The organism is Priestia sp. JSM ZJ58 (genome assembly GCF_044383985.1).
GTDB lineage: Bacteria > Bacillota > Bacilli > Bacillales > Bacillaceae_H > Priestia > Priestia zanthoxyli.
Window position 1 is genome coordinate 3,894,920 of sequence record NZ_JBISEM010000001.1, and the last position, 20,843, is coordinate 3,915,762.

Below are 20,843 nucleotides of genomic sequence, written 5' to 3' on the forward strand. Positions count from 1 at the left end.
GCTTAAACAGGTAGTTTCTATCCTTACTTTTCTCCGACTTTCATCAAAGGTGACATTTCTTCTGTTTCCTTAAACTCAATGGAAGACAGCTGCCTTCTAAAACCTTTCGTTGCATACACCAAATAAACTAAACCAGCAATCGCCCAGCCAATCCCAAGTAAAAATGAATTGCGCTCCAAGTTGAGCCATAAAACGCCAATCGCTGCTGCTCCTAATAGTGGCATAATAATGTATGACCAAAAACCCTTAGCCGACCGGTGCTGCTTTTGATGAACAGCATAGTGCGCAATAACCGAAATATTAACAAAAGAAAACGCAATGAGTGCTCCAAAATTAATAAATGACGTAGCCGTTGCCAGACTAAAGAAAATGGCAGTTGCTGATACCACTCCGACTAATACAATATTTCGCGAAGGTGTACGCAGCTTAGGATGAACATAACCAAAAAATGACTGAGGTAAAATTCGGTCGCGTCCCATTACGTATAATAAACGCGAAACGCTTGCATGCGATGACATGCCTGATGATAATGTTCCTGCAATTCCTCCAGCTAAAAAGACAATTTGAAACAGCGTACCGCTCACATACATAGCAATTTCAGGAGCCGCAGCGTCTGGATGCTTGAATCCTTCTAACGTCGGAAAAACCGCTTGAATAAAATAAGATGTCACGGTAAACATGACTCCTCCGATTAACGCAACTAAAAAAATAGCTCGCGGAATCGTTTTTTTAGGATTGGGCGTTTCTTCTGATAACATAGCCACTGCATCAAACCCTAAATAGGAAAAACACATAAGTGTAGCTCCTGCTATTAGCCCTGATGACGTCATGTTCTGATTAAAGAAGGGCTTCATAGAAAAAAGTGTTCCTTCCCCCATTCCGCCTAGCAAGGCTTTGATTGAAACAGCAACAAACAATACTAAAATCGTCATTTGAAATACAACAAGAAACGTATTGAAATTGGCGGTGAAATTAACGCTTCGTAAATTTAGCAGCGTAACGATAATGACGAAACTGACAACCCAAATCCACGATGGTACCGAAGGAAAAATAGATGATAAATAAATTTGAAAAATAAGTGCGTTAACCATCGGTAAAAAGAGATAATCCATTAGTGCAGACCAGCCAACTAGGAACCCTAAATGTGGATTGATTGTCTTTTGCGTATATGTATAGGCTGAGCCTGCATTTGGAAACACTTGAATCATCTTTTTGTAGCTTACTGCCGTGAGAAGCATCCCGACAAGGGCTATGATATAAGATGTGGGAACGTGTCCATTCGTCATATCAGACGCAATCCCAAACGTATCAAACACTACCATCGGAGTCATATATCCGATCCCCATTAATACAATCTGCCATAATTTCAACGACCTTTTTAATGTTACTGTTTCATGTTTCATTTATCTTCCCCCTTCACTTTATTAAGAACATTCTGACAATTTAATCCATAAATGCATATGGTTTAATTTCTTTATATAAAAATGAATGACTTTCATTCATTTTTATATAAAGAGTTGTTACATTTACTATAAGCAAATATATGATTTATTTCTTTAAGTTGGTAAGGGTTGCTAACAAACTATCTTTTTCTTTTATCATATTATGAAAGCGCTTTATTTTAAATAGCTATATGTTCCTAATCTCCTGCTATATCAACGCAGAAATACCCTCTGAATGAGAGGGATTTCTGCTTACAAGCCATTATTCAATCGTCGTATCCAATGACTTTCTTTTCGTTTTCACTGCAACTAAACTAGCAAAATCATGAATGATTGTAGCTGCAAGCAAAGAGGTTATCTGCGTTGGATCATAAGAAGGCAGCACTTCTACCAAGTCGAATCCAACATAGTTAAATCCGGTTAGAGAACGGATCATTTGCAGCGTTTCTCTGCTGCTGAATCCGCCTACTTCAAGCGTTCCCGTTCCCGGTGCACACGAAGGGTCAACAAAATCAATATCAAATGTTAAAAAGCACGGGGTATCTCCAATCGCTGTCTTCATTTGCTCCAAAATCAATGAAAACCCTTGATGTTCAAGCTCTCCTGCCGTTACTACATGGTAACCGAGATCTTTGCTTTCTTGAACATCTCCCGGATGATTTAATGTTCCGCGAATACCAATTTGAAAAACTTTGTTCGGATCTACTAGCCCTTCTTCATATGCGCGTATAAAAGGAGATCCGTGCCAATATTTTTCATCATAATACGTATCCCACGTATCTGTATGAGAATCAAAATGAATCATAGCCACTGGGCCATATCTTTTAGCAGCAGCACGAAGGCTTGCTAAAGTAACGGAATGATCTCCTCCGATTCCAATAGGAACGATTCCTCTATCCATAAGAGCTCCTACCGCTTCTTCCATCAATTCATAGCTTCTGTGAATATTGTGCGGAATAACCGGCACATCACCAATATCAATGGCATTTGTATCATCAAATGGGTATACGTCGTGTACCGGGTGATAAGGAAACAGCGTCATGGAAGCTTGCCGAATGGCTTGAGGTGCAAAACGCGCACCTACTCTGAAAGATGCCGCCGTATCAAACGGCATCCCTACTAGCCCTACTTTTGCATTTCCTCTTTCCGCTGGAAGCCTCATAAATGAGCCTGTTGTACAAAATTCTGGTTTGACATCTGGGGACAATGGATATTTCATGATTTACTCCTCCGTTTCGATAATTTCAGTTAGTCGCTAGGCATTTGTACTACTAAAATCATCGAAAGCAATACGGGAATAAGAAACGTTTGACGATTCATATTCATTGCTCCTTGTTACATTTATTGGTTACTTAGCTCATTTAATACTTTTTCAAATGTAGAAATGACTTGATCTACTTCTTCCGCTGAAATAGTCAACGGTGGCTCAATACGAATTGTTTTAGAGTTTACAAGCGTCCCAGCTACTAGAATTCCTTCATCAAACATACCTTTAGAAAGCGCGTAGCCAATTTCATCTTGGTGAAATTCAATTCCAATCATTAAACCTTGCCCTCTGATTTCAAGTACTTTATCTCCATGTTTTTCAGCAGCTTTCTTTAAACCAGCAAGGAAGTATTCCCCTAGCTCTTTCGCGCGGTTTGGCAGCTGTTCTTCAATCAACACGTTAATAGTTGCAATAGCCGCTGCGCAGGCAAGCGGGTTGCCTCCAAACGTTGTTGTGTGCATAAACGGATTATCAAAGAAGCTTGAAAACACTTTTTCTTTTGCTACGACTGCCCCAGCAGGCATAACTCCTCCTCCAAACGCTTTAGCAAGACATAAAATATCGGGTACAACATCATATAGTTCTGATGCAAACATTTCACCGGTACGTCCCATACCTGTTTGAACTTCATCAAAAATTAAGATAGCGTCGTACTCATCACACAGTGCACGCACTTCTTTTAAATAATTTTCAGGAGGAAGAATAATGCCGCCCTCTCCTTGAATTGGTTCTAATAAAACAGCTGCCACATCTTCCCCTACAAGCGCGCACGTTTCAAATGTTTTGCGCATCATGTCAATATCACCAAACGGCACGTGACGGAAACCTGGAATTAACGGCAGAAATGGTTTACGGAACATTCCTTTTGCCGTACCTGATAAAGAACCTAGACTTTTTCCATGAAAAGAACGTGTTGTGGAAATAAACGTTGTTCGATCACTATACATTTTCGCTAGTTTTAAAGCGGCTTCTACGCTTTCTGTTCCGCTGTTTGTGAAAAAGGAATACTTCAAATCCCCCGGTGTAATATCTGCTAAAATTTTCGCAAGCATCGCACGAAGTGGATCTAATAAGTCTTGGCTATGGAGCGCTTGACGCTGAAGCTGATCTTGAACAGCTTTGACTACTTTAGGATGACGGTGCCCCACGTTATAAATTCCAAATCCGCCCAAACAATCAATGTATTTTTTACCGTTTACATCAGTAAAACAAGAACCTTCATCTGACCATTCAACAGCTGCAAACTGCGTATCCACCGTTACCGTTTTACGATATTCTAAAAAGCCTGGGTTGACATGCTCGCGAAATCCGTCTACTGTTTCTTTCGTAATCCACTGTGCTTCTTCAGCTGATACTTCACTTTTTTCAATAAGTCCCAGCACTTTGTTGATATATTCGTTTACTTCACCGTATGCTTTGTTTACCTCTTGATTTTTCGTCACTGTATTCATTTTAATATCGCTCCTTCTCTACTTTTTAATTTTTAAACCAGCCGATTGGCTCTACTTGTAAATTAATATTAATTTGTTTTACTTCTTGAAATTCTTCCAAACCAAACGTTCCTAGCCCTCGGCCAATTCCGCTCTGCTTATATCCGCCCCAAGGCGCTTCATTAAACGTAAAATGATACGTGTTTACCCAAGTGATACCCGCACGCAGCTTTTTAATCACTCGAAGAGCTTTTGCACCGTCGTTTGTAAACACGCTGCCTGCTAAACCATATTCCGTATCATTTGCAAGCTTAATAGCTTCTTTTTCATCTTTAAACGTTTGAATAACGACAACAGGCCCAAAGATTTCATCTTGCACAATTTTCATATTTGACGTAACGTTACTAAAAACCGTAGGTTCTACAAAAAAACCTTTTTCCAACCCACTGCTGGTGATTCGATTGCCTCCGCATACAAGGCGAGCGCCTTCTTGCTTTCCAATTTCGATGTACTTTAATACTTTTTTCATATGTTCTTCACTTACAAGAGGGCCCATTTCAATCTCTTGATCCATTCCATTTCCTACTTTAATTTTTTGAGCACGCTCTGCAAAACGTTCGATAAATCGCTCAGCAATGCTTTCTTCTACTAAAATACGAGAACCTGCAGCGCAAATTTGGCCGCTCCCTGCAAAAATTCCAAACAAGGCATAATCTACAGCTGTTTCAAAATCAGCGTCAGCAAATATAATGTTCGGTGACTTTCCTCCAAGTTCTAAAGAGACTTTCGTTACATTTTCTGCTGCTTGACGCATAATGTGTTTTCCAGTTACCGTTCCGCCTGTAAAAGAAATCTTATCAACACGCTTATCTTGAATAAGCGTATTTCCCACAGTATCTCCGGCTCCCATAACAAGGTTTGCTACTCCTTTTGGCAATCCTACGCTTTCTAAAATCTCAAAAAGTTTTGTAGGAGTAACTGGTGTCACTTCAGAAGGTTTAAATACAATCGTATTTCCTGCAGCTAAAGCAGGTGCAATTTTCCACACGCTCATCAAGAGCGGATAATTCCAAGGTACAATCAGTCCGCACACCCCCATTGGTTCTTTTATAACCATTGCTTGCATAGGTGCAGGAACACTGTACGTTTGACCGTCTGGCTTTGTAATTAATCCAGCGTAATATCTAAAACAAGCAGCTGCATCTTCCACATCAGCCTCAGCTTCGCGATAGGGCTTTCCATTATCTATTGTTTCTAGCGCTGCTAATTCCTCTTTCGCTTCTTCAAGCTTATCGGCAATTTTAAATAAGATAGCTGCTCTTTCAGATGCAGAAGTCTCAGACCAAATTCCGCTGTCAAAGGCTTCCCGTGCAGCTTCAATTGCTGCTTTCATATCTTCTGCGCTGCCTTCTGCAGCATATCCAATTACTTCACCTGTCGCTGGGTTAACAGTTGGACGCTGCTTCTCTGCTTTTCTCCACTCTCCGTTTATGTACATATTCAAAGCTAAAGTTTTAACGGCTGTACGATCCATACAATACCTCCTTGTCGAATAACGACTGATTGTCAGTCATTTTAAACCTTTAAAAACTTATAATTCTGATAACTAATTGTATATTTTGAATGAATGTCAGTCATTTTAATGGATGTAATATTAGCATCGCTAATATTACAATGGCACAAGAGAACGCTTTAAGAATTGAAAAAGTTCTTCCTTCGATTGTTCAAGTGTGACATCTTGCTCTCGCCCGATATAAAAAAGTTCAGCAGCGTTTTCAATCAAATTGATCATCGTTTTAGCTGTCCATTTAACGTTAAGATGCTTGATGACTTCTTCTTTTTTCACTGCCTCATTTAATACCTCTTCAAACCAGTTGTAATAAGGTAAATAAATAGCTTCCCATGTTTCTAATGAATAGTCAAAAGCGAGCCCCGAATAGCATAAAACAAGAACATCTCTATATTCATCCGTTGTTTTATACGTTTCGTCAATCATCACCTCTAATGTACTTAAAAAATTTGTTGCTGTTTTAGCTCTTTCTTTAATTTTTTCAAGCGACAAAGAAAGTAAGTTTTCTGCAATAGCAGGAACAAGGGCATTTTTGGATCTGAAATAAAGATAAAAAGTTCCTTGAGCTACGCCTGCACGCTTTACAATGTCTGAAATTGATGTTTTATCAAGTCCTTTTTCAGATATAACTTCAATCGCTGCCTGTAAAATCTTATCGTATTTTTCACTTGTGCTTGTAACCAACTTTTTCCCTCCACCTATAAAATGAATGACTTTCATTCATTTTACTATAAGAAGTTGAAATTATGCAAGATAAAATTTTCTGAATCTTTAAATTCAATCAAAAATTTATCCGTATGCTGGCTTCAAAAATATTTTTTTATTTTATCAATTTCCTCTCACGTTTCTTATATGTCTCACTGTTATCTTTCTTCCTTTTACAATTCAAGGTAAAAGCTGATGCAAAGCTCTTTAATCACCTATTCTTCCTAAAAAATAACTTTATTAAAAAGATATTTTTTCGTATCGGTTTATACGGCTCAATTGCCGAATTACTCTTGACTTGAAGTTGACGGAGTAAAAAAAAGAGTGATAACATGTAAGACTGATTCTACAGTCACTTATTTTATCCATTTATTTCCCATATTTTCTCTTAACTACGATGTACATTTTTAGCTAAAAATAACTTTATAACGCCGAAAAATCACCCACTCTATTTCACATTTTATATTTTTTATGTTTACCACCTAAAAAAACCGGGTATACACTTCGTTGTGTTTAGCATCCGTTCTACATATCAGTCATATTGATTTAAAACTTTATAAAGGAGTTACATTGCATGAAGAAACTATTTTTAATCAGCATGATTTGTTTTCTTCTAGTTATTACTTCAGCTTGCGGCAACGGTAATGGCGCCTTTAAAGATAAAAAAACCATTACCATCGGCATGAATAACTATACTGAAAACATTGCCTACACGTACGTATGGAAACAGATTTTAGAAGATCGAGGTTATAAGGTTAGAACTGTTTTCTTAGAGAAAGCCGGTGTTTGGGTAGGAACAGCTAATAACGACATTGATATTTCGTTTGCACCATGGCTTCCTACAACAGATGCGCCTTTTTACAAAAAGTATAAAGATCAAGTAAACATTGAAGACCCTTGGCTTAAAAATGCGCGCTTAGGATTTGCGGTTCCCGCCTATATGAAAGACGTGAACACAACAGAAGACCTTGCTAAGGTTGCTTCTGATGTCGATAACAAAGTTATTGGAATTGACCCAGGCTCCAGCATTAACGGATTAGCCGAACAAGCGTTAAAAGATTATAACCTTAAAAGCTATACGCTTGTAAAATCGTCTGAGGCAGCTATGCTAAGTGAACTGCGCAAAGCCTATGAGGCAAAAAAACCAATTGTTGTTACTATGTGGAATCCTCACTGGGCTTTTGCAGACTTTGACATCAAATATTTAGAAGATCCTAAAAACTCGTTTGGAGACCCTGACAACATTTACACAATGACAAGCAAGGAATTTAAAAAGACAAATCCTCAAGTCATAAAATGGATGAATAATGCACAGATGAACGATAAATTAATCAGTCCTCTTCTGTCACAAGTTGAAAAATCTTCAAACCCTGAAGAAGCAGCACAGAAATGGGTAAAAAAACATAAAAAGTTAATCGATAGTTGGACGAAAAAGTAATGAACGTAAAAGAAAACAACAATTGAGGTGGACATATGGAACACGTAAAATTAAAAGTACAAAATATAACCAAAGTGTTTGGTAAGAATCCGTCAAAAGCGATTGATTTACTTCAAAAAGGAAAAACAAAAAAAGAAATTCTAGAAGAAACAGGAATGACAATTGGAGTTAATCAAGCAAACTTCGAAATCAAATCCGGTGAAATCTTCGTCATTATGGGCCTGTCTGGAAGCGGTAAATCCACTTTAGTTCGCATGTTTAACCGCCTTGTTGAACCAACATCTGGATCTCTTATTTTAGACGGTGACGATGTAGTAAAAATGAACAAAGAGGAACTTCGCGACATGCGCCGAAAAAAAATGAGCATGGTTTTCCAAAACTTTGCTTTATTCCCTCACCGTACGGTTCTTGATAACACAGAATACGGATTAGAAGTTCAAGGTACACCAAAAGCCGAACGCGAAAAGAAAGCAAAAGAAGCGCTTGAATTAGTAGGTTTAAAAGGATACGAAAATCAATATCCCGGTGAACTGAGCGGCGGTATGCAGCAGCGCGTCGGACTAGCTCGAGCACTTGCCAATGACCCTGACATTTTATTAATGGATGAGGCATTCAGTGCACTAGATCCGCTTATTCGTAAAGACATGCAAGATTTTTTGCTGGAGCTTCAAGAAAAAATGGAGCGAACAATCATTTTTATTACCCATGATCTTGATGAAGCTCTTCGAATCGGAGATCGCATCGTTTTAATGAAAGACGGCAGTGTTGTTCAAGTAGGAACACCTGAAGAAATTATGACAAACCCTGCCAATGATTATGTAGAGCGCTTTGTCGAAGACGTTAATGTAGCTAAAGTATACACAGCTGAAAGCGTGATGAATCGTGCCGAATCCATTACCGTAGACCGTGGTCCGCGCGTGGCTCTTAAAATTATGCAAGAAGCTGGTTATTCAAGCATCTACGTCGTAGACAAGAAAAAAACTCTTCTAGGAGTTGTAACGGCAGATGATATCAGCCGCGCCATTAAACAAGATAAACTGACAGCAGACGTATTAGATACGGATATTCCGACTGTTACGACAGATACGCTACTAGAAAACTTGTACGACAAAATGGTTATCAGCCGTTTCCCGCTACCGGTTGTAGATGAAAACCATCGTCTGCGCGGCATCATTAAAAAAGAGCGAGTGATTGAAGCACTTGCCGGTACTGATAGTAATGAGGTGAACGTAAATGAATAGTATTCCTAAAATTCCCGTTGGCAATTGGATTGACCATTTTGTCACGTTTTTAAATGATAATATCAAAGGGTTTTTTGATGTTATTTCAGCTATTGTCGATGGTATTGTAAGTTTTATTGTACTAGTGCTAACCTTTCCACCAGCATTAATTTTAATCTTAATTGTCGGAATCATTGCTTGGTTTTCAAGTAAAAAATGGTCATTTACTATTTTATCGATGATTGGTCTATTATTTATTCTTAATCTTGGCTACTGGCAAGAAACAATGGACACACTAGCCCTCGTTTTAACAAGCGTATTAATTTCAATTATAGTAGGAATCCCGCTAGGCATTTGGGCATCTCAAAGCGAAAAGACAGCTCGGATTATTACGCCAATCTTAGACTTTATGCAAACGATGCCGGCATTTGTGTATTTGATTCCAGCACTTTTCTTCTTTGGAATTGGTGTGGTGCCAGGTGTTATCTCATCTGTTATCTTTGCAATGCCTCCAACGATTCGCTTAACGAACCTAGGTATTCGTGAAGTACCCGCTGACTTAGTAGAAGCAGCAAATGCCTACGGTTCAACAACAAAACAAAAATTATTTAAAGTACAGCTTCCATTAGCTACAAAAACAATTATGGCAGGAATTAACCAAAGCATCATGCTATCTCTTTCAATGGTCGTTATTGCCTCTCTTGTAGGTGCTCCGGGACTTGGTGCAGAAGTATATCGTGCAGTTTCTCGACTTGAAGTCGGCACGGGCTTTGAAGCTGGAATTTCAATCGTTATTTTAGCAATTATTTTAGACCGTATTACGCAATATTTTGGAAATCGTTCAAACCAACGAGCATAAGTAAAAAAAGAAGCCAACTCACCGGAGTTGGCTTCTTTTTATTTATGTTTGTAGCACGCTACAAAGATTGCTTCTCCTTGAAACGATTCAATTCCCTGTTGATTCGTTTTGATTTCGAAAAACTGTTTAAATCCGCTTGGTACATTCAGCATATATTGAGTAAGCTCACGCTTTGTCTCTTGGGGAACATTCATCATCGCACACCAGTCATCAAATAAAAAGCGCTTTGGAAAAGTTGTCAGCACTTCTGTACGGAATCCTTGCATTTCAAGCATAGAAAGCCACTCTGTTTTTTTATAAGCACGATAATGGCTTGGATCTCTTGTCTTTTCAACTCGATTATAAAACTCGTCATAAGCATTCACTTCCGGTGCTACATTATCAATGAGCAAGAACTGTCCTCCTGGCTTTAACACTCGGTATACCTCTTTGATGAACTGTTTAATATTAGGAAAATGGTGCGGTGCAATTCTGCACGTTACCGTATCAAACTCGTCATCTTGAAATGGCATATCCTCAGCATCTCCTTGAACAAACGATACATTTTCATGACCATTTTCTTTAATGAAGCCTTCAGCACTTTGCAACATTTGAGGAGTTAAGTCAAAAGCCGTTACTTCTTGAAAGACAGGTGCTAGCTTATTTGCCACGTGTCCTCCTCCTGTCGCTACATCAAGCAGCTTTCCTCCTCTATTTTCTTCAGCAATTTCCGCTAAAACCGCTAAATCTTTGCCTTTTGCATGACCTTTACTTTTGACATACTTTCCGGCATTCCCCCCGAACTGACTGACCACCATTTCTTTATTACTCATCTATTCTCCCCCCATTTCCCTCTTTAAAACTCTCTCTTACTCTACCTAGTGCATTCACATATTTATTATGAAACGTGTGAATGTATTCTTTTTCTTTCTCCCCACTGATGAAACATGCGAAACAGCGGAGGCAGAAGCAGCCAAATTGTTAAAATACGAAGCACTTGGACCGCTACTACTAACGTCGAATCAGCCTGCAGTACAATGGATGTAGTCGCCATTTCTGCAATGCCTCCAGGAGCAAACGCTAAAATAGACGTGATAAGCTCAATTCCAGTTATTTTGGAAACGAATAGTGCACATACAAACATGGCGGCGATTAAACCAATTGTATTAATAAGCGCCACAACCATAATTTTTTTTACTCCAATGAACATTTCCTTATGAAAGCGAGAACCAATGCTTGAAGCAATAAAAATTTGCGATAAAATCATCACAGAATGAGGCCAGTATGATTGAAGATTATACCCCACGTACGATGAAGCAGCTGTTTGAACAATTGCAACAGTAAGCATTCCTCCTACTAACCAAGGAGCAGGAAATTTTAGTTTTTTCCCTATATAATAGCCGACTACTGCTGTAACAATTAAAACGCCTGTCCACAACAGTGATCCCCACTCAAAAACACTCGGGGTAACGGACACTGCATGCCGTCCTGTATTACTTCCCCAATAGACTACAAATAAAGGAACAGCAAGCACAACTAAAAACACGCGCATCGTTTGAATGATGCTTACAACTGCCGTATTGGCTCCTACTTCTTCAGCCATGCCTGGCATGGCGCTCATTCCACCCGGAGTCGTACCGAAAAAGCTTGTTAATAAGTCTGTGGAACTGAACTTCCATAGCAAATAACCGGATAAAAGAGAAAAAACAACGGACAGCAAAAGCATAATCGTAATGGTGGACCAGTGAGATTGAAACGTAGTCACCACAGATAAGTTAATCTTTTGACCTAATTCAATCCCTAAAATGCACTGTCCAGCGTACAGCCAATATTTTGGAATGCCTTTTTTGCTTGTTTGAGATAAAAAACGCGGCTTTCGAAAAGCTAGAATAGCAGCTAAAATGAGAGTCCCAAGCATCCAGCCAATGGATAAGCCTGTTAACGATAAAAGAAATCCTCCCACGCTTGTTAATAGAATAAAAAATATAGATTGTAAAAAAACAACTCTTGCGTTCATACCTACTTCCTTCCTTCTACAAGGCTTTTCTTTCTTACACCGAACATTTCTCTTCTTAACTATAGTATAATTTTAGAAATAATTAAAATATCGAAATTTTATTATAAACCATTCATTTTTTTTATTCCTGGAGGGGTAGTATGGACGATCGAGATTGGCTTATTCTACAAGTATTGTACCGTGAGAAAAACATTACAAAAGCAGCCAAGGAGCTATTTATATCTCAGCCTGCGCTTACGCATAGACTGCAGCAGATGGAGAAGGAATTTCATGTTCAGATTGTAAATAGAGGGCGCCGCGGAGTTCAGTTTACACCGCAGGGAGAATATTTAGTGAAGTGCGCAGAAGAAATGCTGCTTACGGTTCAAAAAATAAAAGAAAATGTGTTAAACATGGATGATCAATTAACCGGAACTTTACGTCTAGGCGTGTCTAACTTTTTCACTGACTACAAGCTCCCTGGGCTATTGCGTTTATTTAAAGAGCGATTTCCTGATGTTGAATTCAAAGTCACAACCGGATGGAGCAGCGACATGGCTCATCTGCTTTATAAGCACGATGTTCATATTGCGTTTGTAAAAGGTGATTATAACTGGCAAGATCAAAAAGAGCTGCTTTTTAAAGAAACAATTTGCATTGCGTCTGCACAGCCTGTCGACATAAACAATCTTCCCAATTTACCTCGAATTGATTATCATCAAGATCGTTTTTTAAAAACATCCGTTGATAACTGGTGGGCTGAAAATTACTCTCAGCCTCCCCTTGTCAGCATTGAAGTAGATAAAGCAGAAACATGTAAAAAGATGGTTGTAAACGGACTGGGCTATGCGATTTTGCCGAGTATGCTGCTTGACGATGCTGCAGAGATTTACAGATACACGTTAAAAACTAAAGATCAAGTACCTTTAACGCGCAGCACATGGATGTTTTATCATGAGGACTCCTTAAAAATTAACATTGTAAAAGCTTTTATTGAGTTCATTCAAAACTTGGATTTAAAAGATGTACACTGACAGAAAAAGGTTGAGACATACCGAAATGAATCTAATTCTAAAGACGAACAAATGGGATATATGAGCGGAACTGCTTAAGACACCGCAGTTGATTTCCGTGCAAGACTTCGCTTTCCGCGGGCGGCCGGTGAGCCTCCTCGTCGCTCACGCTCCTGTGGGGTCTCGCCTGTTCCGCTTTTCCCGCAGGAGTCTTCGTCTTGCTCTCCAATCAACTGCTAGAAGGAACGAAACAGATGAAACTACACTTACCACAACAAAAAAACGAACCAAGAATTAAAAACTTTAATCAATGGTTCGTTTTTCACTCCATCTAAAATCCTTTTGTCCCAACCTTTTTCTATTGTATTTATTCATCATTTGCTCCGCCCATTAAGTCAGAATACAGCTTGCTTTGCTGCTCAAGAAAGACTTTAGCACCGCTGCTATTTTTATAAAAAGAGGTTAAATCATTATCTTTAAGAAGCTGTTCCCATTCTTTTGTATGAACCATTTCATACACGGCCTTATTCCAATATGCTACCTGTTCTTTGGTCATATTAGGCGGTCCCATTAGACCTCTCCAATGGCTAAACGTTACGTCAATTCCCGCTTCTTTCCACGTCGGTATCTCTTTTAGCTCTTCTAGCCTTTTAGGAGAAGAAACGGCGAGTATCCTTACCTGCCCTTGTTCATACTGCTTTTTTACTTCTGATAATGACATGGGTGCTACATCTAGCTGATGATGAACGAGCGCATCAATTACTTTATGACTGCTGTTATAAACGAAGAACTCAAGCTTGGAAGAGTCTACGCCTGCTTTTTTATTTAGCTGCATGAACGATAAATGATCGTCGTTTCCTAATCGAGGTGATATTCCCACTTTCATACTGGATTCACTTTGATTTAACGTGCGTATGAGCTGTTTTAAATTGTATATAGGAGAGTTAACAGGAACTACGATGACCTCCCATTCAGATGTTAAAATAGCGAGCGGAGTAAAGTCTTTATAGGTTAATTGACTTTGCCCTAGCAAATTATTTGTAATCAGCAAACTGGAATTCCCGGAAACAATATTTCCTTCTTTTCTCTGTTTAATATATTTCCATCCTTCTTCACCTTGCCCACCTATTTTATTACTAACAGAAACGGGTACCTTCACAATCTTCTTTTCCGTTAGCACTTGTTGAATGGCTCTTACTGTTGCATCTGCTCCTCCGCCTTTTGCACCGGCTGCCACAATTTCAATTTTTTCCATACTAATGCGGTCTTTTTTAGAGGGAGTAGAACAGCTAACAAGCAATGCACTTATAAACACTATCATGAGCTTTTTGATCATATATACCATCCTTCAAGGCTAATGCTACGCTAAATAGTACTTGCGCTCCGGTCTTCCAATAATCCCATAATCATATTCAACGTGACATTCACCGGCTGATACTAGATACTCTAAATATCGTCTAGCTGTCGTTCTAGATACTCCCATGTGTTGGCCCATCTCTTCGATCGTAATTCCTTTGATGCTTTTCAAAATGTCTTTTGACTTTTGTAATGTGATACCATCAATACCTGAAGGAAGAGATTTATCCGCTTTTGGCTTTGTTCTGACATGTCCAAAGTACGCATCAATAAATGATTGATCAACTTCTTCATGCGTACTAAACAGTTCCTTTTTCTCTTGATACTGTTTAATAGCATTAATGAAGGATTCCATCATAACCGGCTTAATCAAATAATTAACGACGCCGTTTCTCAAACAGATTTCTACAATGTTTTTTTCTGTTGCAGCCGTTACCACGATAACGTCAACTTGTGGAAACTGGGCTCTGATTTTTGGGAGTAAATCTGTTCCCATTTCATCTGGCATATAGATGTCTAAAAGAAGTAAATCAACTTTCTTCTCCTTTAGCATTTCAAGCGTCTCTTTTGCATTCAACGCTTTGCCTACGACTTCTACACCATCTACTTCTAATAAAAATCGCTCTTGAACTTGAGCAATTCGAAAATCGTCTTCTGCAATTGCGACTCGTAACATTTCGACTCTCCCCTTACTTCTCATGATTCAGTTTTTTGGAAGGTAAACTGAAAAAATGGCTCCTCCTTCTGGCTGATTATACACTTCAATAGATCCTCCAAGTTCATCTACCATTTTCTTTATATTTGCCAGTCCGTACCCTCTGTCTGTACCTTTGGTTGAAAACCCTTTTGTGAAAATTTGATTTAGTACTTCTTCTGATATACCGGGTCCGTTATCCATCACTTCAATAATTAAATCATGACCAATATCGGTAATAAAAAACGACACTTCTTTTTTAGAACGCTGACTCACGGCTTCAAATGCATTATCAATTAAGTTCCCAATAATGATAATGAGATGAGAAATTTCAATATGTTCTGGGAGCGTATCGAGTGTACTCTCCGAATCAACCGAAAAATGAATTTTCTTTTCAGATGCTTTTCCAATCTTCCCAAGCAATATTGCTTGAACTTTGGAATCTAATATCTGATCAAATAGAATACGATTTTGCGTTTGGTGTACGGCTGATTCTTTTTGAATAAACTCCAATGCATCTTTGTACTGCCCTAACTGCAGCAAACCCGACAAAACATACAGCTTATTCGTAAACTCATGCGTTTGAGCTCGTAAATCCTCTGAATACTTTCGTACTTCTGAAATCGTATTGATTAAGCTTTTTAATTCTGTCTTATCACGAAAACTAGCGACCACTCCTACAATTCGCTGATGTTCAATAATGGGTGTTAAGTTTAAGATAAACGTTTTTTCATTCAAAAAAATTTCTTGGTCGCTTCGGGCTATTCCCGTATCTAGCACTTTAATCATATTCGTATAAGGAAATACTTCAATGATATGATGATGTAAATATTCCGTCTGTAACCCCAGCATATTTTTAGCTGATGTATTCATCATCGTAATAAAGCCTTGATGATCAATAGCAATAATTCCTTCTTTTATCGAAAGTAAAATCGCATTTCGTTCACGGTACAAAGAAGCGATTTCATGGGGTTCAAGACCAAGAGTATCTTTTTTAATACTTTTAGCTAAAAAAATACCCCCGATCATACCAAGCAATAAAACAGCTAGTGAAAATAGGATAATTTGCTGAATACGCGTAATGAGCTGAGCATGAACATGAGATTTTAAAAACTCAACCGTCACCACTCCCACGACTTCCGTATACTTTCCGTGACTGATGACAATAGGCGCTTTCCCCATAATAGCAGGACCTGTGGTTCCCTCTCCGTCCAGCGTATAATATCCGCCGAATAATAGTGCTCTATCGTTAACCGCCTCTTTGTTTTTCTTTCCTATCCATTTTTGATTAGAATGAGAATAGATGATTTGCTCACGGTTTTGAACCACAATACTTGCTGCTCCGATTTGTTCCCTCACTTGCTCGGCAAGCGGCTGAATATATCGACTCGGCTGTTTTTTTTGAAAAGCAGTTTTGACTTCCGGCATAAATGATATTGATTTGGCTGCTTGAAGAGCCAGCTGCTCGGCTTGCCTTTTAGATTCTACAAACTGCATGTAAGAGAAAATACTCGCTAAAAGAACAATAACAGTTATGATTAATGCTGCGGATAAACCTACGATTTTTGTTTGCAGCGATACTTGAAACCATTTTTTCATTTCATCGCACCTTTAGCCTTTACCTTATAGTTCTATTCTTCTTTTATTTTATCAAAATTTTTTGTATATCCGCTCCTTATTCCAAAAGCTTTTTAGACAAAAAAACTTATCAATCCCAAAAGCGGAATTGATAAGTTTTTAGTTTCCTGATCTTTACAGCGTAATAACTCCTGTAATAATAGCTACTAAAAGCATCACCATAGCTGTTCCAATCGTCCACTTTAAAGTAAAGCGCTGAAATTCACCAAGCTCGACTTTTGCCATACCGACCAATAGATACGTAGAAGCAACTAAAGGACTTAGTAAGTGAACAGGTTGACCAATCAATGAAGCACGGCCAATTTCTGCAGCATCAATACCGTATGCTGAAGCTGCTTGAGCAATAATTGGTAAAATCCCATAGTAGTAAGCATCATTTGACATAAAGAATGTAAATGGCATACTTGTGATGGCAGTAATCACAGACATGTAAGGCCCTAACGCATCTGGAATTAATCCTACTAAGCTATTACCCATTGCATCTACCATTTTGGTACCTGATAAAATACCCGTGAATACGCCTGCTGCGAATACAAGAGACACAACAGCAAGTACATTACCAGCATGTGCTGTGATACGCTCTTTTTGAACTTCTAGATTTGGATAGTTAATCATGATAGCGATTGCAAATCCAATCATAAATAGAATTTGAAGCGGCATAACTGCTGTGATGAGTCCTACTAATAATAAAGCTGTTAAAGCAAAGTTTACCCATAAAAGCTTCGGACGCTTGTACTCGATTCCTTCAGCGGCTGCTGCTTCTGCAAAAGCTACTTGAGCATTTGTAACATCTTGAATATCAATAACACCTAGGCGCTGGCGCTCTTTTTTCCCAAAGTAGTAAGCCGTGAATAATAACCAAACAGCTCCACCAATCATGGCTGGAATCAGTGGTGTAAACACCTGTGAAGCATCTAACTTCAATGCACTCATCACACGAGCAGTTGGTCCTCCCCAAGGTGTTAAGTTCATAACCCCACTACCCATAATCGCGATACAAGCTAAAATCATCGGCTTCATATTTAGCTTTTTATAAAGCGGAAGCATCGCTGAGAGCGTGATCATATATGTTGTTGTTCCGTCTCCGTCTAATGAAATAATAAGAACTAAAATAGCTGTACCAATTGTGATCTTTAGTGGATCACCTTTTACAATTTTCAAAATTCTTCCTACAACTGGATCAAACAAACCAGCATCAATCATAATTCCAAAATATAAAATAGCAAACATTAACATAACGCCTGTAGGCGCTAATTCTTTTACACCATTTAAAGCCATTTCTCCAATATCACTTGTGAATCCCCCTATGATTGCAAACAATACTGGAATAACCATTAAAGCAATAAGCGGCGTTAATCGTTTTGTCATAATCAGAAACATAAATGTACAAACCATCAAAAACCCAAGAATAGCTAACATTATTACCCCTCCTATTTTTGAATCCGCTTTCATAACAGTGGAAGCGATTCGTTTGTATGTATGACTCGCATATGTATGCCAGTTTGTCTATACGATTACAACATCGCTTGTTCACTATTAAGTTGTACCTTAAAACTTTAAAATTTTCTGTTTTTTCTTAAAATAATCATAATTTACAGGAGGGTATAGTGTAAATAATTCGTACTATAAAAACTTTTAAAACTTTATGAGTAATTAAATCCTTTTTGTTCATTGAAAGGATAAAAGAGAGAAAGAGGAAAAAGACAGGAAAGTAAAAAACGGAGAGAAAGGAACTATTCTCATGAATTATTCAATTTGAACTCTAAGAGAATACGCTCCAGGGTGAGGAGTTTTATTCCATTGAGTAAGAGATTCCTCTAAAAATGGAATGTTTTTCAACTTCTTTGTTTGGAACTTTTCTATTTTTGAATATTTCTCCAAAGCATACGTATTAGCAAACATTTCTTGCGTTCTATTTCCTTCTTTTAAAAGCGTTCCATTTGTCATACGATCCACATGATGGCCTAATTCATGCAAAATGATAAAAGCAAATTGATGAGGCTTTTTATTTTTTGTTGTATCGATAAAGATAATCGGGCATTCCGTTACTGTATATTTAATATAGTCAATTTCAAACTGAAGTTTGCGCTTCTCTTTTGGAAGGTTATCATTAAATTGGCCATAGTACACGCCTAGCACATCTTTTCCTTGCACCTTTACACTGCCTAAGCAATACACACCTTTTAGCCCATCCCAGTCTTTTTCGTCTGTTACATTAGCAATTTCCTGCAGGGCGGCTTTTTGCTTCGCACTCATGACTCCATGAAACGTTACGCCATGAATTTGGATTTTTTCACTACGCTTAAACATCTTCTTGCCTCCTTTACTAAATTCCTTCTACAACATATTATTTATTAATAAGTATATTCATTCACAATACATGGTTAAAAACATGAAGTTAATGTCAAGATTCCCGTTTTGATGTTTTTTAACCCTGCTTATATGCTGCTTCATTTATTTTCTATTTTTACTATATTACATATGTAGCCATTAATAAAATATCATTTTTTTATGATTTATCATTACTTTTTTTTATTTCTATTTTTGCTTATCGATAACCTGGAGCCTGCGTATCATTTTTAAATTTAAGACCATTGCTATATAAAGAAACGGATAGCAAAAAAACGAGTATAGAATCTTCCATCCATTATAATAAAACACTTCCGTTTGGGTAGAAATGTACTCAAACAATGTCGTAAGAATTACCCACACTGTAATATATAAAGCTTTTCTAAACAGACTCTTGCCTTGTGGATAAAAATTCAAAAATACACTATTTGTCGCAGGATAAATAAAAATAAAAATAAAAAGATATTCAAAATCTACTCCTTTTGTAAAAAATCCATAAAGATCATATTTAACATCAAGATATATATCTGCTACCGATCCTAAAAACATAACAAACAAAGAAGTTGTGTACATTTCTATCCAGCTGATACGTTTTGGCATGACTAGTACACTCAAAATAGAAATCACCGTTGTAAAGATTAAGAGCACCATGCTGAGGACCTCGTTTTCTAAAGGAGATAGAAACAGCTTTCCCATTGGATATTAAATTCATTCTGAAGGCTAAAAAATTAAGACTTCATAAAAAAAGAGATGGAGACATAACGAAGTCAAGCCAATCTAAATACGAACAAATGAGATAAATAAGGTGAACCGCCTGTTACACCTGTGTTGATTTCCGTGCAAGACTTCGCTTTCCGCGGGCGGCCGGTGAGCCTCCTCGTCGCTTCCGCTCCTGCGGGGTCTCACCTGTTCCGCTTTTCCCGCAGGAGTCTTCGTCTCGCCCTCCAATCAACCTCTAGAAACAACGAAATACGTGAATCCTACATTCACCATCGCAATAAAAAATCCGAACAGGTTGGATTCTCTATCAAGAATCTCGATTCACCGTTCGGATTTTCCTTCAATTAAAACTACAAACTACTTTTTCTCAGCCTCTTTTTTTAACGAAAGGAAATGATGCAAGAACCAAGCTCTTGCTCTCCCCATTTAAGTGAAAGATGATCCTGATGTGAAAGCGGACCTACTCCTTCAGGTGTACCTGTAAAAATAAGATCTCCTTTATCAAGACCAAAATGTTTTCCTGTAAAATCAATAATCGTTTGTAAATCAAAAATCAAATCTTTGATATTTCCCAGCTGCACGCGTTTATTGTTTTTCACTAACGAAAAGTCTTTCTCCTTAGATGCTTCTACTCCTTCAAACGGCAGAAAATTTCCCACGACCGCTGAATGTTTAAATCCTTTTGCAAGCAGCCAAGGGTGCTTTTTTTGTTTTAATTTGCTCTGTACATCTCGAAGCGTCAAGTCTAATCCAATCGTCATCTCGTCAACAAGTTCATCCACTGCTATGCCTTCTTTATAAGATTGTCCAATATGAAGAATCAGTTCGGTTTCAAAGTGCACCTCTCCTTGGTCGCTAGGAAGAGTGATTGATTGTCCAGCTGCTTCAACGAGAGCGTGAGTAGGTTTGGAAAATAAAAAAGGTGATGTTGGAATATCATTATGTAATTCTTTTGCATGCAGTGCGTAGTTTCGGCCTACACAATAAATATTTTTAATATCTTTCACTTTCATCATCCCTTCTTTCGTTCAAATAAAGATTTTTCAACTTGTATTCTTTTATTTTACAAGAAAAAAGAAATTGAGACATAACAAAATGAATTCAATCCAAAGATGGAAAAAGGGAATAAATGAGCTGGACTGCTTATGACACCTCTGTGGATTTCCG

The 20,843-nt window shown here is 38.1% G+C and carries 20 protein-coding genes; 4 read left to right on the forward strand and 16 right to left on the reverse strand.

Annotated features, from left to right (window positions below; all coding sequences use genetic code 11):
- Window positions 1-23: 23 nt before the first annotated feature.
- The 5 genes from ACH6EI_RS20115 to ACH6EI_RS20135 all read right to left on the reverse strand — a co-directional run bounded on the left by ACH6EI_RS20115 (window position 24) and on the right by ACH6EI_RS20135 (window position 6,393).
- Entirely contained in the window at window positions 24-1,403 is a 1,380-nt protein-coding gene (locus tag ACH6EI_RS20115; RefSeq protein ID WP_014461429.1) for an APC family permease, read from the reverse strand.
- 301 nt (window positions 1,404-1,704) lie between these two features.
- Window positions 1,705-2,661, reverse strand: coding sequence for an agmatinase (speB, locus tag ACH6EI_RS20120; protein WP_028412135.1), 957 nt, complete (start codon window positions 2,659-2,661; stop codon window positions 1,705-1,707).
- 122 nt (window positions 2,662-2,783) lie between these two features.
- Window positions 2,784-4,160, reverse strand: coding sequence for a putrescine aminotransferase (locus ACH6EI_RS20125; RefSeq protein ID WP_028412134.1), 1,377 nt, complete (start codon window positions 4,158-4,160; stop codon window positions 2,784-2,786).
- Between the two features lie 25 nt (window positions 4,161-4,185).
- Window positions 4,186-5,673, reverse strand: coding sequence for an aldehyde dehydrogenase family protein (locus ACH6EI_RS20130; RefSeq protein ID WP_098113711.1), 1,488 nt, complete (start codon window positions 5,671-5,673; stop codon window positions 4,186-4,188).
- A 135-nt stretch (window positions 5,674-5,808) separates the two neighbouring features.
- Entirely contained in the window at window positions 5,809-6,393 is a 585-nt protein-coding gene (locus ACH6EI_RS20135; RefSeq protein WP_098113710.1) for a TetR/AcrR family transcriptional regulator, read from the reverse strand.
- A 595-nt stretch (window positions 6,394-6,988) separates the two neighbouring features.
- On the opposite strand from ACH6EI_RS20135, the gene ACH6EI_RS20140 reads away from it, so the two are divergent.
- Genes ACH6EI_RS20140 through ACH6EI_RS20150 form a run of 3 tightly spaced genes read left to right on the forward strand, consistent with a single transcriptional unit; the run spans window position 6,989 to window position 9,931 of the window.
- Window positions 6,989-7,852 carry a glycine betaine ABC transporter substrate-binding protein gene (locus ACH6EI_RS20140; protein ID WP_028412131.1) on the forward strand — a complete coding sequence of 288 codons (864 nt, stop codon included), beginning with the start codon at window positions 6,989-6,991 and terminating at the stop codon, window positions 7,850-7,852.
- A 35-nt stretch (window positions 7,853-7,887) separates the two neighbouring features.
- Window positions 7,888-9,093: a quaternary amine ABC transporter ATP-binding protein gene (locus tag ACH6EI_RS20145; RefSeq protein ID WP_013081886.1), complete on the forward strand. Its 1,206-nt coding sequence runs from the start codon at window positions 7,888-7,890 to the stop codon at window positions 9,091-9,093.
- Window positions 9,086-9,931, forward strand: a complete 846-nt coding sequence (locus ACH6EI_RS20150; RefSeq protein WP_013081885.1) for an ABC transporter permease — start codon at window positions 9,086-9,088, stop codon at window positions 9,929-9,931. Before ACH6EI_RS20145 ends, ACH6EI_RS20150 begins: the two co-directional genes overlap by 8 nt.
- Before the next feature lie 38 nt (window positions 9,932-9,969).
- On the opposite strand, the gene ACH6EI_RS20155 is transcribed toward ACH6EI_RS20150, so the two are convergent.
- Both ACH6EI_RS20155 and ACH6EI_RS20160 read right to left on the reverse strand, forming a co-directional pair.
- The gene (locus tag ACH6EI_RS20155; RefSeq protein ID WP_028412130.1) at window positions 9,970-10,743 is read right to left on the reverse strand and encodes a class I SAM-dependent methyltransferase; all 774 of its coding nucleotides are present in this window, start codon (window positions 10,741-10,743) and stop codon (window positions 9,970-9,972) included.
- Between the two features lie 65 nt (window positions 10,744-10,808).
- Complete coding sequence (locus tag ACH6EI_RS20160) at window positions 10,809-11,927, reverse strand: AbrB family transcriptional regulator (protein ID WP_099330629.1); 1,119 nt, start codon at window positions 11,925-11,927, stop codon at window positions 10,809-10,811.
- 140 nt (window positions 11,928-12,067) lie between these two features.
- On the opposite strand from ACH6EI_RS20160, the gene ACH6EI_RS20165 reads away from it, so the two are divergent.
- A complete protein-coding gene (locus ACH6EI_RS20165) occupies window positions 12,068-12,940 on the forward strand; it encodes a LysR family transcriptional regulator (protein ID WP_028412128.1) in 873 nt (290 codons plus the stop codon).
- Window positions 12,941-13,014: 74 nt separating this feature from the next.
- On the opposite strand, the gene ACH6EI_RS20170 is transcribed toward ACH6EI_RS20165, so the two are convergent.
- The 9 genes from ACH6EI_RS20170 to ACH6EI_RS20210 all read right to left on the reverse strand — a co-directional run bounded on the left by ACH6EI_RS20170 (window position 13,015) and on the right by ACH6EI_RS20210 (window position 20,689).
- Entirely contained in the window at window positions 13,015-13,152 is a 138-nt protein-coding gene (locus tag ACH6EI_RS20170; RefSeq protein ID WP_165573233.1) for a hypothetical protein, read from the reverse strand.
- A 134-nt stretch (window positions 13,153-13,286) separates the two neighbouring features.
- Entirely contained in the window at window positions 13,287-14,255 is a 969-nt protein-coding gene (locus tag ACH6EI_RS20175; RefSeq protein WP_028412127.1) for a tripartite tricarboxylate transporter substrate binding protein, read from the reverse strand.
- 24 nt (window positions 14,256-14,279) lie between these two features.
- Window positions 14,280-14,951 carry a response regulator gene (locus ACH6EI_RS20180; protein ID WP_047751596.1) on the reverse strand — a complete coding sequence of 224 codons (672 nt, stop codon included), beginning with the start codon at window positions 14,949-14,951 and terminating at the stop codon, window positions 14,280-14,282.
- Between the two features lie 27 nt (window positions 14,952-14,978).
- Window positions 14,979-16,568 (reverse strand): ATP-binding protein, encoded by a 1,590-nt coding sequence (locus tag ACH6EI_RS20185; RefSeq protein ID WP_098999797.1) that lies wholly within the window; start codon window positions 16,566-16,568, stop codon window positions 14,979-14,981.
- Window positions 16,569-16,721: 153 nt separating this feature from the next.
- Window positions 16,722-18,026, reverse strand: a complete 1,305-nt coding sequence (locus ACH6EI_RS20190; RefSeq protein WP_028407583.1) for a CitMHS family transporter — start codon at window positions 18,024-18,026, stop codon at window positions 16,722-16,724.
- A 327-nt stretch (window positions 18,027-18,353) separates the two neighbouring features.
- A complete protein-coding gene (locus ACH6EI_RS20195) occupies window positions 18,354-18,917 on the reverse strand; it encodes an ImmA/IrrE family metallo-endopeptidase (RefSeq protein ID WP_014461444.1) in 564 nt (187 codons plus the stop codon).
- 228 nt (window positions 18,918-19,145) lie between these two features.
- Window positions 19,146-19,607, reverse strand: a complete 462-nt coding sequence (locus ACH6EI_RS20200) for a CBO0543 family protein (RefSeq protein ID WP_098999798.1) — start codon at window positions 19,605-19,607, stop codon at window positions 19,146-19,148.
- Window positions 19,608-19,773: 166 nt separating this feature from the next.
- The gene (locus tag ACH6EI_RS20205) at window positions 19,774-19,908 is read right to left on the reverse strand and encodes a hypothetical protein (protein WP_257041451.1); all 135 of its coding nucleotides are present in this window, start codon (window positions 19,906-19,908) and stop codon (window positions 19,774-19,776) included.
- A 148-nt stretch (window positions 19,909-20,056) separates the two neighbouring features.
- Complete coding sequence (locus tag ACH6EI_RS20210; RefSeq protein WP_098999799.1) at window positions 20,057-20,689, reverse strand: fumarylacetoacetate hydrolase family protein; 633 nt, start codon at window positions 20,687-20,689, stop codon at window positions 20,057-20,059.
- Window positions 20,690-20,843 lie beyond the last annotated feature (154 nt).

Bases quoted from the DNA above. Each gene is read 5' to 3' on its own strand.
- ACH6EI_RS20115 (WP_014461429.1), bottom strand. From the start codon at position 1,403: ATGAAACATGAAACAGTAACATTAAAAAGGTCGTTGAAATTATGGCAG.
- speB (WP_028412135.1), bottom strand. From the start codon at position 2,661: ATGAAATATCCATTGTCCCCAGATGTCAAACCAGAATTTTGTACAACA.
- ACH6EI_RS20125 (WP_028412134.1), bottom strand. From the start codon at position 4,160: ATGAATACAGTGACGAAAAATCAAGAGGTAAACAAAGCATACGGTGAA.
- ACH6EI_RS20130 (WP_098113711.1), bottom strand. From the start codon at position 5,673: ATGGATCGTACAGCCGTTAAAACTTTAGCTTTGAATATGTACATAAAC.
- ACH6EI_RS20140 (WP_028412131.1), top strand. From the start codon at position 6,989: ATGAAGAAACTATTTTTAATCAGCATGATTTGTTTTCTTCTAGTTATT.
- ACH6EI_RS20145 (WP_013081886.1), top strand. From the start codon at position 7,888: ATGGAACACGTAAAATTAAAAGTACAAAATATAACCAAAGTGTTTGGT.
- ACH6EI_RS20150 (WP_013081885.1), top strand. From the start codon at position 9,086: ATGAATAGTATTCCTAAAATTCCCGTTGGCAATTGGATTGACCATTTT.
- ACH6EI_RS20155 (WP_028412130.1), bottom strand. From the start codon at position 10,743: ATGAGTAATAAAGAAATGGTGGTCAGTCAGTTCGGGGGGAATGCCGGA.
- ACH6EI_RS20160 (WP_099330629.1), bottom strand. From the start codon at position 11,927: ATGAACGCAAGAGTTGTTTTTTTACAATCTATATTTTTTATTCTATTA.
- ACH6EI_RS20165 (WP_028412128.1), top strand. From the start codon at position 12,068: ATGGACGATCGAGATTGGCTTATTCTACAAGTATTGTACCGTGAGAAA.
- ACH6EI_RS20175 (WP_028412127.1), bottom strand. From the start codon at position 14,255: ATGATCAAAAAGCTCATGATAGTGTTTATAAGTGCATTGCTTGTTAGC.
- ACH6EI_RS20180 (WP_047751596.1), bottom strand. From the start codon at position 14,951: ATGTTACGAGTCGCAATTGCAGAAGACGATTTTCGAATTGCTCAAGTT.
- ACH6EI_RS20185 (WP_098999797.1), bottom strand. From the start codon at position 16,568: ATGAAAAAATGGTTTCAAGTATCGCTGCAAACAAAAATCGTAGGTTTA.
- ACH6EI_RS20190 (WP_028407583.1), bottom strand. From the start codon at position 18,026: ATGTTAGCTATTCTTGGGTTTTTGATGGTTTGTACATTTATGTTTCTG.
- ACH6EI_RS20195 (WP_014461444.1), bottom strand. From the start codon at position 18,917: ATGTTTAAGCGTAGTGAAAAAATCCAAATTCATGGCGTAACGTTTCAT.
- ACH6EI_RS20200 (WP_098999798.1), bottom strand. From the start codon at position 19,607: ATGGTGCTCTTAATCTTTACAACGGTGATTTCTATTTTGAGTGTACTA.
- ACH6EI_RS20210 (WP_098999799.1), bottom strand. From the start codon at position 20,689: ATGAAAGTGAAAGATATTAAAAATATTTATTGTGTAGGCCGAAACTAC.